Source organism: Lysobacter enzymogenes (assembly GCF_017355525.1).
Taxonomy (GTDB): domain Bacteria; phylum Pseudomonadota; class Gammaproteobacteria; order Xanthomonadales; family Xanthomonadaceae; genus Lysobacter; species Lysobacter enzymogenes_C.
The window spans coordinates 2794455-2806187 of the sequence record NZ_CP067395.1; the positions used below are offsets into that span (position 1 = coordinate 2794455).

The window sequence follows — 11733 nt, forward strand, 5'->3', positions numbered from 1 at the left end:
TGCAGCTCAACGGTCGCCAGCCGCTGCGGCCGGCGCCGGATTGGCCGGCGGAACCGCAGCCTGCGCCGCCAGCTTGTCCAAGGCCTCGCGCAGTTGCGCCGGCGGCAGGTAACCGCCGAGCTGGACGCCGTCGGCGTTGAGCACGCTCGGCGTACCGAACGTGCCGACGCCGATGCGCTCGCCGATCCGGTAATGCTGCTCGACCGGGTTTTTGCACGTCGCGGCCGGCAGGTTGCGGCCGGCCTTGATGTCGGTCAGGGCCTTGCGGCGGTCGGCCGCGCACCACACCGACACCATCTTCCTGTAGTCCTCGCTGCCGATGCCCATGCGCGGGAACGCCACGTATTCCACCGCGATGCCGTGGCGGTTGTACTCGGCGATCTCGCTGTGCAGCTTGCGGCAATAGCCGCATTCGGCATCGGTGAACACCGTGACCGTGTACTTGGGATCGGCCGGCGCGAACACGATGCGCTCGCTCGCCGGGATCGTCTTGATCAGCTCGCGGCGCACCGCCGCGATGCTGTCCTGGGTCAGGTTGCGTTGGGCCTTGATGTTGAACAGTGCGCCGCCGGTACCGGGCAGAAATAGGTATTCGCCGTCGTCGCTGACATAGACCACCTGCCCCTGCACCAGCGCTTCGCGAAAGCCCGGCAGCGGCGCCGGCCCGACCTTTTCGATATCGGCCGCGCGATTGAGCGCGCGCACCGCCGCGATCGCGCGCGCATCGGCGCTGCCGGCGGCGACGGCGGGCGCGGAACCGATCGCGGGCGCGGCGGCGGCCGGCTCGACCCGGGCCGGCTGCGGCGCCTGGGCGCAGGCGGGCAGGCTGAGAATCGCGAATACGACGAAAAGCATGCGCTGCATTGCGGTGTCTCCCGGGCGGACGAGCCAATCGACCGATTCGGAACAGCGGAGTTCACCGCCACGACGCGCGCGGCGACGGACGGTTCGCGTTTCCGTGGGCCGGATCACGCAGGCGCGGCGCGCCTGTCGTTCGCAAGACATCGCCGCCGGCCACGCGAACGCGGACACACGCGGACATACGCGGCCGCCGCGCGTGCGACGCGAAACCTATTCAGCCACGCGGATGATGTTTCGAATGCAGGCGCTTGAGCTGCTCGCGCGCGACCAGGGTGTAGATCTGGGTCGTCGACAGCGAACTGTGGCCGAGCAGCATCTGCAGCGCGCGCAAGTCGGCGCCGCGGTTGAGCAGATGGGTGGCGAAGCTGTGGCGCAAACCGTGCGGGCTGATCCGGGCCGGATCGATCCCGGCCACCGCGGCGTAGCGCTTGACCAGATGCCAGAACGCCTGCCGGCTCGGCGCTTCGCCGCTGGCCTCGACGAACAGCGGCGCCAGCGCGCGCTTGCCGGCGAGTTTCGGCCGCGACTGGGCCAGATAGCGCTCCAGCCAGTGCTGCGCCTCCTCGCCGAGCGGCACCAGCCGTTCCTTGCTGCCCTTGCCCATGACCCGCAGCACGCCCTGGCGCAGGTTCAGCGCGGTCGCCGGCAGATGCACCAGTTCGCTGACGCGCAGGCCGCAGGCGTACATCAGCTCGAGCATGGCGCGGTCGCGCAGGCCCAGCGGCGCGTCCGCGTCGGGCGCGGCCAGCAGCGCGTCGATCTGGCTTTCGGCCAGCGCCTTGGGCAGCGAACGCGGCAGCTTCGGCGGCGCCAGCAGCGCGGTCGGGTCGTCGCGGCGCAGGCCGCGGCGCAGGCGGAACGCGTAGAACGCACGCAGCGCCGACAACAGGCGCGCGTTGCTGCGCGGCGAATAGCCTTCGCGGGTGCGCCAGGACAGATAGTCGAACAACGCCGCGCGATCGGCCGCGGCCAGGCCCGCGCCGTCGCGCCAGCGCGCCAGGCCTTCGAGGTCGCGGCGGTAGCTGTGCAGGGTCTGCTGGGCCAGGCCGCTTTCGGCCCAGATCGCATCCAGGAACGACGCGATCGCGTCGGCGTCGGCCTGTTGCAGCGGCGGCAGCGACATCGCCTGGGTGCGGCGTTCGGCGGGAGTGGCGGTCATGGCGCCAAGCTTAGGAGATAGCGGACAGGAGTTGGGAGACAGCGAAAGGCAACCGCCGGCGACCTGCGCTGTAGCTACCTCCCAACGCCTATCCGCTGCTTCCTTCCTTTCGCCGTCTCCCAGTTCCTATCCGCTAGCTCCTGCATTTCGCTATCTCCCAACTCCTATCCGCTACCTCCTGCCTTTATCCTGACGCGATGACCGCACCCGCCGCCGACACCGCCACCGCCCCGCCCGACCGCCCCGCCGCGCTGATCGGCTGGCGCCTGCTGTCGCTGCTGTACGACTTCTGGCCGGTGCTGGCGCTGTGGATGCTGATCGGCGCGGCGATGGTGGTGCTGTTCACCGTCGCCGGCCACGACACCCACGAGAACATCCGTCCGCTGACCGCGTGGTGGTTCGCCGAATGGACGCTGTGCTGGCTCGCCGCCGGCGGCTACGCCACGATGAGCTGGCGCCGCGGCGGCCAGACCCTGGGCATGCGGCCGTGGCGGCTGCGGGTCGTCGCCGCCGACGGCGGCGCGCCGGGCTGGAAAGCGCTGTGGCTGCGCTACGCGGTCGGCGCGCTGTCGCTGCTGCTCGGCGGGCTCGGATTCTGGTGGGCGTGGTTCGACCGCGAGCGGCTGACCTGGCACGACCGCGCCAGCGGTACGCGCACGGTGCGCCTGCCCAAACGCCCGCGCTGATCGGCGGCTTCCTCTACTGCAGCATCGCGGCTGCGATGCCCGTCGTTACGCGGAAATCGGAATCGCGCCGGCCGTTGCGGTGGCGCGGTCGCGGCTTGCGCCGCCCCTACAAAAAGCTGCGCTGCATCGGCCGCTCCCTGTAGGAGCGGCGCGAGCCGCGACCGCGACATCGCAACCGCGACGCAAGCCGCCTTGCCCGTCGTTGCGAGGGGATCGTAGTCGCGCCGGCCGTCGAGGCGGCGCGGTCGCGGCTCGCGCCGCTCCTACAGGAAGCGGCGGCCGCGACGTGACGACTAACCGGACCGCCGTCGGAACAAGAACGCCGACACCGACAGCATCACCACCGTCGGCCCCAGATACGCCAGACGGAAGTCGAAGCGGAACACCTTGGCCAGTTCGACGAACTGGTTTTGCAGCAGCCAGAACATCAGCGCGAACACGATGCCGATGAACAAGCGCTTGCTCATGCCGCCGCTGCGCAGGCTGCCGAACGCGAACGGCACCGCGGCCAGACACAGCGCCAGCACGTTGAGCGGGTAGAACCAGCGGCCCCAGTAGTGGGCTTCGAACTCGGCCGCGTCGAGCTGGTTGCGCTGGCGGTCTTCGATCGCCTTGTGCAGGGCGGCGGCGCTGAGATAGCGCGGCCGGTTGGTCCCGCTCATCAGCGCCGAGCTGTCCAGCTTGGACTGCCAGCGCTCCTCGGCGACGTGCTTCTTCTCCGCCGATTTCTCGTGGAAGGTGATGCGGGTGACGTCGCGCAGCAGCCAGCCGCCGGGGCGGTGCTCGGCGATGCCGGCGACCGCAATCGACGCCAGCCGCCCGTCCGGGCCGAACTGGTACAGGTTGACGTTGCGCAGTTCCAGCCAACGGTCGGCGCCCTGACTGCGCTCCTGGCCCTGCGAGGCGGCCAGGATCACATCGCCCTCGCGCGCCCACAGGCCGGAATACTCGGCCACGACCTGGTTGTTGGACTTGGCCGCGGCCTTGAGGCCCTCGGCGCGGCGCTGCGCTTCCGGCGCCACGGTCTCGCCGTTGACCACCATCGCCAGGGTCAGGATCGTCAGCGCGCCGGCGACCGCCAGGCTCAGCCGGCGCCGCGACAGGCCGACCGCGCGCAGCACGGTCAGCTCCGAGGTCGAGGCCAGCTGGCCCAGCGCCATCAGCGAACCGACCACCGAGGCGTAGGGGAACAGCGCGTAGGCGCGGCGCGGCACGGTCAGGGCCATGTAGGCCAGCGCCTGCATGATGCCGTAGCGGCCCTTGCCGATATCGCCGAATTCGCCGACGAAGCTGAGCATGAAGTCCAGGCCCAGCAGCACCGCCCAGGTCAGCAGCACGGTGCTCAGCACCACCTTGCCGACGTAGATGTCGTGGATCTTCGGGAACGGCTTCATGCGCGCGCCCTCCGCCAGCCCAGGCGGCCGTCGCGCAGGTACATCCACAGCGCCACCGCCAACAGCGGCAGGCTCAGCCACCACAAGCCGAGCAGGCTCGGAATCTTGCCGTCCTCGAGCCAGCCGGTGCCCATCATCATGAAGTTGAAACCGATCAGGTAGGCCAAAAAGCCGATCAGCATGCTGCCGTAGCGGGCCTGACGCGGGGTGCTGCGCGCCAGCGGGATCGCCAGCAGGGCGAAGGCCAGCGCCAGCAACGGCGGGGTCAGGCGGTAGTTGAGCTGGGCCCAGGCTTCCGGGCGCGGATCGCCGACCAGTTGCAGGGTGGTCAGCATTTCCGGCGATTTGGGATCGTAGCGGTCCTCGTTCGCCGGCAGCAGCACGTCGTTGCGCTTGTAGCGCATCAGCCGGTAGTTCAGGCCCTGGTCGGCCGGGCCTTCGACTTCGAAGCCGTCGTCCAGGGTCAGGTAGCGCTCGCCGCTGGCGTCGACGGTCAGGCGGCCGGTCTTGGAGGTGGTGATGTCGCGCCGGTCGGGCTTGTTGCGGTAGATGAAGACCCGGTCGAAGCTCTTGCCGTCGTTGGACATGCCGCCGACGTAGATCACCCCGCCGCCGTTGGGCAGGCCGGTGAAGGCGCCCGGCTCCAGCCCGGCCACGACCAGGCTGCGGTTGGCCTCGTTGATCATCTGGCGCGAGGAGCGGTCGGCCCACGGGCCCAGCCACAGCGAGCAGGCGCCGACCACCAGCACGATCGGCCCGGCCACCAGCAGCAGCGGCTTGAGCAGCCGGCGCGGGCCGACGCCGACCGAGGCGATCACCGGCATTTCCGAATCGCGGTACAGCCGGCCCATGCCGAGCATCAGCCCCAGCATCAGCGCCAGCGGCAGGATCAGCGGCAGCCACTTGATCAGCACCAGGCCCAGCTGGACCAGCATCAGGCCGGCCGGGACCTTGCCCTTGGCGATGTCCTCGAGCACGTCGGTGAAGGCGCCGCCGACGCAGACGATCAGCAACACCACCAGGGTGGCGAAGATCGCCTGGGCGAATTCGCCGGTCAGGTAACGGTCAAGCTTCTGCATGAGGCGTGAGGGCGCGCTTCGGAATGGGCTTCGGCATCGGGCGGGCTTGCTTTAAACTCGGGGGTTCGTTCGACGGCGGGCCAGCCTTCGCCGCCCGGAGACCGGTTCGATCCAGGCTCCGGACGCCAAGGCGGGCCGGGCCCCGGTCGCGAGTCCTCAAGCGCCCGCGTCGCCGGCCGTCCGCCGGTTCCGCGGCCCGCCCCGCAAGGCATGCCGCAGGGCATGCGTTCTCAGGATCGGCCTCGGCACAGCCGGACGATTGTACGTACTCACCTTCTTATCTGCTCGGGAATCTGTTGGATGACCCTCGAATTCGACCTGAACCGCGACGCTGCGGCCGCCGCTCAAACCGATTGCGTCGTGGTAGGCGCCTTCGCCGACAAGACCCTGACCGCCGCCGCGCGAACGCTGGATGAAGCCAGCGGCGGGCGCCTGACCGTGCTGCTCGAGCGCGGCGACATCAGCGGCAAGACCGGCAAGACCGCCTTGCTGCACGACGTCCCCGGCGTGGCCTCGCCGCGCGTGCTGGTGGTGGGCCTGGGCGAAGCCGGCAAGTTCGGCGTGGCCCAGTACCTCAAGGCGGTGGGCGATGCGGCCCGCGCGCTCAAGGCCGGCCCGGTCGCGCACGCGCTGCTGACCCTCAGCGAAGAACCCGTCGCCGGCCGCGACGCCGGCTGGGCGATCCGCCAGGCCGCGATCGCCGCCGACCACGCCTGCTACCGCTACACCGCCACGCTCGGCAAGAAGAAAGACGAGCCGGGCCTGCGCAAGCTCTCGATCGCCGGCGGCGACGACGCCGCGCTCGCCCACGGCCAGGCCATCGCCGCCGGCGTGCAGTTCGCGCGCGAGCTCGGCAACCTGCCGCCGAACGTCTGCAACCCGGCCTACCTGGCCCAGCAGGCGAGCGAGTTCGCCGCCCGCTTCGGCAACACCGAATGCGAAGTGCTCGACCGCGCGCAGATGCAGGAACTCGGCATGGGCTCGCTGCTCGCGGTCGCGCGCGGCTCGGCCAATCCGCCCAAGCTCATCGTGCTGAAGTACAACAACGGCGGCGACGCCAAGCCTTATGTGATGGTCGGCAAGGGCATCACCTTCGACACCGGCGGCATCAACCTCAAGGTCCAGGGCGGCATCGAGGAGATGAAGTTCGACATGTGCGGCGCGGCCTCGGTGATGGGCGCGTTCGTCTCGGCCGTCGGCATGCAGCTGCCAATCAACCTGGTGGTGATCGTGCCGGCGGTGGAGAACATGCCCGACGCCGACGCCTACCGCCCGTCCGACGTGCTGACCAGCATGTCCGGCAAGACCATCGAAGTCGGCAACACCGACGCCGAAGGCCGCCTGATCCTGTGCGACGCGCTGACCTACGCGCAACGTTTCGAACCGCAGGCGCTGCTCGACGTGGCGACCCTGACCGGCGCCTGCGTGGTCGCCCTGGGCAAGTTCGCGACCGGCCTGATGAGCAAGGACGACGACCTCGCCGCCGAACTGCTCGGCGCCGGCGAACAGGTGTTCGACCGCGCCTGGCGCCTGCCGCTGTGGGACGAATACCAGACCCAGCTCGATTCGACCTTCGCCGACGTCTACAACATCGGCGGCCGCTGGGCCGGCGCGATCACCGCCGGCTGCTTCCTGGCCCGCTTCACCGAAGGCCAGCGCTGGGCGCACCTGGACATCGCCGGCGTATCCAACGAAGAAGGCAAGCGCGGCCTGGCGACGGGCCGGCCGGTCGGCCTGCTGTCGCAGTGGCTGCTCGAGCGCAATTGATCCACGCGCGTCCAGGCAACGACGAGGAACGCGGGAAGCGGGCGATGGCGGTTTCGTTGCGCTTCCCCTTCCCCGCTCCCGTGGTTCCCTTCATCTCCTCGACTGAAGCCTTATGCCCCGCGCCGACTTCTACCTGATCCAATCGCCGCGCTTCAAACAAGAACCGCTGCGGTTGGTCTGCGAGCTGGCGCGCAAGGCCCACGCCGCCAACCTGCCGACCCTGATCCTGGCGCGCAGCGCCGAGCAGGCCGAACAGCTCGACGACCTGCTGTGGGACATGGGCGAAGACGCCTACATCCCGCACCAGATCGCCGGCCTGGACGAGGACGAGGACGAAGCCGACGTGCTGATCGCCGCGCCCGACAGCGACGCGGCGCTGCGCCCGCTGGTCATCAACCTGCGCGACGCCGCGGTGGCCGACGGCTTCGAGCGCGTACTGGAAGTCGTCCCCGCCGACGACAGCGCGCGCGGCCCGCTGCGCGAGCGCTGGAAGCAGTATCAGGCGCGCGGGTTGCAGTTGAACAAGCACGATATGTAGGTGGAGCGGGGAGAGGCGGGAAAGGCAAAAACGGGGTTGGGGAACTGTGGGTTCGTTGACGTTCGTTTGCTCTGCTTTGCTCCGCCCGACCCCTCAGTTCCCTAACCCCGCTTTACCGCTTTTCCCGCTTCATCGTTCTTCCCGCTTTCGCGTCCCCGTCCCATCCCCTCAGATACCGACCACACTATGTCCCTCGACTCCAGCTACGATCCCAAACAGTTCGAAGCCCGCCTGTACGAACAGTGGGAAAGCAGCGGCGTATTCAAGCCGCGCGGCGAGGGCCCGGCGTATTCGATCCTGCTGCCGCCGCCGAACGTCACCGGCACCCTGCACATGGGCCACGCGTTCCAGCACACCTTGCAGGACGCGCTGATCCGCTATCACCGCATGCTCGGCTGCGATGCGCTGTGGCAGATGGGCACCGACCACGCCGGCATCGCCACCGAGATGGTGGTCGCGCGCAATCTCGGCCAGGAAGGGCTGACCCGCGACGGTCTCGGCCGCGACGGCTTCATCGAGAAGGTGTGGGAGTGGAAGCAGCATTCCGGCGGCACCATCGAACGGCAGATGCGCCGCCTCGGCGCGTCCGGCGACTGGTCGCGCTCGATGTTCACGATGGATCCGATCGCTTCCAACGCGGTGGTCGAGGCGTTCGTGCGCATGCACGAGCAGGGCCTGATCTACCGCGGCCAGCGCCTGGTCAACTGGGATCCGGTGCTGAAGACCGCGATCTCGGATCTTGAAGTCGTCAACGAGGAGGAGAACGGCTTCCTGTGGTCGATCTCGTATCCGCTCAGCGACGGCAGCGCGACCCTGGTGGTCGCGACCACGCGTCCGGAAACCATGCTCGGCGACACCGCGGTGATGGTCCATCCCGACGACGAGCGCTACCAGCACCTGATCGGCAAGACCGTCAGGCTGCCGCTGAGCGAGCGCGAGATTCCGGTCATCGCCGACGCCTACGTCGACCGCGAGTTCGGCACCGGCGTGGTCAAGGTCACCCCGGCGCACGACTTCAACGACTACGCAGTCGGCCAGCGGCACAACCTACCGCTGATCAACATCTTCACCCCCGACGCCAAGGTCAACGACAGCGCGCCGGCGAAGTACGTCGGGCTGGACCGCTTCGACGCGCGCAAGGCGGTGCTCGCCGATCTGGAAGCGCTGGGCCTGCTGGTCGAGACCAAGGACCACAAGCTGCAGGTGCCGCGCGGCGACCGCACCAACCAGGTCATCGAGCCGTATCTGACCGACCAGTGGTTCGTGAAGATGGACGGCTTGGCCGCGCGCGGCCTGGAGATCGTCGAAAGCGGCGAAGTGCGCTTCGTTCCGGGCAACTGGATCAACACCTACCGCCACTGGATGGAGAACATCCAGGATTGGTGCATCAGCCGCCAGCTGTGGTGGGGCCACCGCATCCCGGCGTGGTACGACGACGCCGGCAAGATCTACGTCGGCCGCGACGAAGCCGACGCGCGCGCGCGCGCCGGGCTCGGCGCGGACGTCGCGCTGCGCCAGGACAACGACGTGCTGGAGACCTGGTTCTCGTCCGGCCTGTGGCCGTTCAGCACCCTGGGCTGGCCCGACGAAGCGGCGATGGGCGCGCGCGGCTACGAGCGCTACCTGCCGACCAGCGTGCTGGTGACCGGCTTCGACATCATCTTCTTCTGGGTCGCGCGCATGATCATGCTGACCGACCACTTCGTCGGCGTGGTGCCGTTCAAGGACGTGTACATGCACGGCCTGGTGCGCGACAAGGACGGGCAGAAAATGTCCAAGTCCAAGGGCAACGTGCTCGATCCGCTCGACCTGATCGACGGCATTCCGCTCGAGGACCTGGTCGCCAAGCGCACCGCCGGGCTGATGCAGCCGAAGATGGCCGAGAAAATCGAAAAGGCCACGCGCAAGGAATTCCCCGAAGGCATCCCGGCGTTCGGCGCCGACGCGCTGCGCTTCACCATCGCCGCGCTGGCGACCCACGGCCGCGACATCAAGTTCGACCTCGGCCGCGCCGAGGGCTACAAGAACTTCTGCAACAAGCTGTGGAACGCCACCCGCTTCGTGCTGATGAACACCGACGGCGCCGGTTTCAGCGGCGCGCCGCAGCCCAAGACCGACGCCGAGCGCTGGATCCTCGCGCGCCTGGACAAGACCGCGGCCGAGGCGGCCGAGTACTTCGCCGCGTACCGCTTCGACCTGCTGACCCAGTGCCTGTACGAATTCGCCTGGAACGCCTACTGCGACTGGTTCGTCGAACTGGCCAAGCCGGCCTTGCAGGGCGAGGACCGCACCGCCGCCGACAGCACCCGCCACACCTTGCTGTACGTGCTCGAACGCCTGCTGGCGCTGCTGCATCCGCTGATTCCGTTCGTGACCGACGAGCTGTGGCAGCAGATCGCGCCGAAGCTCGGCGTGGCCGAAACCACGGTGATGCTGCGGCCGTATCCGCGCGCCGGCGAAGCGCAGGGCGATTTCGCCCAGGCCGAGGGCGACGTGGAATGGCTCAAGGCGATGGTCTCGGCGCTGCGCAAGGTGCGCAGCGAGCTCAACGTCAAGCCGGCCGATCAGGTCTCGTTGCTGCTGGCCAAGGGCGACGGCAGCGACCGCGAGCGCGCCGCGCGCTTCGACGCGCAGCTGCGGTTCCTGGTCAAGCTCGACCGGATCGAGTTCATCGACGACGCGGCCTCGGCGCCGCCGGCCGCGCCGGCGGTGGTCGGCGAGCTGACCCTGCTGGTGCCGCTGCCGGCGGACAAGCTCGACGCCGAGCGCGTGCGCCTGGACAAGGCGATCAAGAACGTCGAAGGCGAGCTGGCCAAGTCCAAGGCCAAGCTGGCCGGCGACACCTTCGTGCAGAACGCGCCGCCGGCGGTGGTCGAGCAGGAGCGCAAGCGCCTGGTCGACTGGGCCGCGATGCTCGAGGAGCTCAAGGCCCAGCGCGCCAAGCTGGACTGAGCGGCGACGGGACCGATCGCGCCGCGAACTGCGGCGCGCGCGGGCCAAGCGGCTCTTGCGGCGCAGGAAAACGGCGGCCTAGTCTGGGTCGCCGTTTTCGTTTGGGGATCCGCATGCGCCCTGCCCCGCTGTTGTGCGCCGGCCTGCTGGCGGCGTTCGCTTTCGCCGCGCCCGCCGTGGCTGCGTCCGCTTCTGCCGAGCCGGCTTCTGGCGAGCCGGCTTCCGCCGAGCTTGTCCCCGCCGGGCCGGCTTCTGCCAAGTCCGCCTCTGCTAGGTCTTCTCCCGCCGAGGCCGCTCCTGCCGCAAAGCCCGCGCCCTGCCCGCCCGCCGGCTACGACGCCGCGTCGCTGGCCGCGCTCAAGGCAAGGCGATTCGCCCTGCCCGATCCGGCTGCCCAGCGCGCGCTGGCGCAAGGCCTGCTCGCCTGCCTGTCCGACCCCGACCCGGAACTGCGCGACGGCACCGCTTTCGAAGCGCTGAGCCAGTGGCTGCGCGCCGGCGATTTCGATGCCGCGACGCTGCGCGGACTGCGCGACGCGCTGTACGCGCGGCTCGACGGCGCCGACGGCGACGGCTTCGGCAAACCGTTCGCCGCCCTGGTCTTGTCGGAGATCGCGCGCACCGACCGGATCGCGCCGTGGATGGACGCGCGCGAACGCGCGGCGATGCTCGAACGCGCCGCGGCTTATCTCGAATCGGTGCGCGATTATCGCGGCTACGAGGCGCGCGCCGGCTGGCGCCACGGCGTCGCCCACGGCGCCGACTGGCTGTTGCAGCTGAGCCTGAATCCCGCGTTGGAACCGGCGCAGCAGCAGCGCATCGTCGTCGCGATCGCGACTCAGGCCGTGCCCGCGTCGGGCCACGCCTACGTATTCGGCGAACCCGAACGGCTGGCGCGGCCGTTGCTGTCCGCGGCCGCGCGCGCCGGCTGGGCCGAGAAGCGCTGGCAGGATTTTTTCGCTGCGCTCGGCGCCAAAGTCGGCGCGCTCGATCGTAGCGACTACGCGGGTTGGCTCGGCCGCCGCCACGATCTGCGCGCGTTCTTGTTGCAGGTGCATTGGCTGGCCGGGCGCAGCGAGGATGCGCGGGTTCGCGCGTTGGGGGCCGCGGCCGAGGCGGCGTTGAAGCGGCTGGATTGAGTCGCGATGTTTGGCTTGGCGATGAAACTTCGGCGAAGCCGAACATCCAGAGACTCCAGAGTCATGCCTCGATGAAGCCCTGGATTCCCGCGTTCGCGGGAATGACGGTAGGTAGGTTGCGTTGCGCTCTCACAAGCCGTCATCCCCGCGAACGCGGG

Annotated in this window: 9 protein-coding genes; 5 read left to right on the forward strand and 4 right to left on the reverse strand. The window is 69.4% G+C overall.

Features of this window, described 5'->3' with window-relative positions:
• Positions 1-6: 6 nt before the first annotated feature.
• Together JHW38_RS11610 and xerD are read right to left on the reverse strand one after the other, a co-directional pair.
• On the reverse strand, positions 7-864 hold the full coding sequence (locus JHW38_RS11610; RefSeq protein WP_207526056.1) for a DsbC family protein: 858 nt from the start codon (positions 862-864) through the stop codon (positions 7-9).
• Positions 865-1075: 211 nt separating this feature from the next.
• The gene (gene xerD, locus JHW38_RS11615; RefSeq protein ID WP_207526057.1) at positions 1076-2020 is read right to left on the reverse strand and encodes a site-specific tyrosine recombinase XerD; all 945 of its coding nucleotides are present in this window, start codon (positions 2018-2020) and stop codon (positions 1076-1078) included.
• Between the two features lie 197 nt (positions 2021-2217).
• On the opposite strand from xerD, the gene JHW38_RS11620 reads away from it, so the two are divergent.
• Positions 2218-2706: an RDD family protein gene (locus JHW38_RS11620; protein WP_207526058.1), complete on the forward strand. Its 489-nt coding sequence runs from the start codon at positions 2218-2220 to the stop codon at positions 2704-2706.
• A 293-nt stretch (positions 2707-2999) separates the two neighbouring features.
• Here the strand turns inward: JHW38_RS11620 and lptG are convergent, their stop codons facing one another.
• Both lptG and lptF read right to left on the reverse strand, forming a co-directional pair.
• Positions 3000-4100: an LPS export ABC transporter permease LptG gene (lptG, locus tag JHW38_RS11625; RefSeq protein WP_207526059.1), complete on the reverse strand. Its 1101-nt coding sequence runs from the start codon at positions 4098-4100 to the stop codon at positions 3000-3002.
• Complete coding sequence (gene lptF, locus JHW38_RS11630) at positions 4097-5179, reverse strand: LPS export ABC transporter permease LptF (protein WP_207526060.1); 1083 nt, start codon at positions 5177-5179, stop codon at positions 4097-4099. Before lptF ends, lptG begins: the two co-directional genes overlap by 4 nt.
• 300 nt (positions 5180-5479) lie before the next feature.
• Here lptF and JHW38_RS11635 point away from each other — a divergent pair, with 300 nt between their 5' ends.
• From JHW38_RS11635 to JHW38_RS11650, 4 genes are all read left to right on the forward strand, one after another.
• On the forward strand, positions 5480-6946 hold the full coding sequence (locus JHW38_RS11635) for a leucyl aminopeptidase (RefSeq protein ID WP_207526061.1): 1467 nt from the start codon (positions 5480-5482) through the stop codon (positions 6944-6946).
• Between the two features lie 112 nt (positions 6947-7058).
• On the forward strand, positions 7059-7484 hold the full coding sequence (locus tag JHW38_RS11640) for a DNA polymerase III subunit chi (RefSeq protein WP_207526062.1): 426 nt from the start codon (positions 7059-7061) through the stop codon (positions 7482-7484).
• A gap of 186 nt (positions 7485-7670) precedes the next feature.
• Positions 7671-10436 (forward strand): valine--tRNA ligase, encoded by a 2766-nt coding sequence (locus tag JHW38_RS11645; RefSeq protein WP_207526063.1) that lies wholly within the window; start codon positions 7671-7673, stop codon positions 10434-10436.
• A gap of 113 nt (positions 10437-10549) precedes the next feature.
• On the forward strand, positions 10550-11575 hold the full coding sequence (locus tag JHW38_RS11650) for a DUF2785 domain-containing protein (protein WP_207526064.1): 1026 nt from the start codon (positions 10550-10552) through the stop codon (positions 11573-11575).
• Positions 11576-11733: the final 158 nt, after the last annotated feature.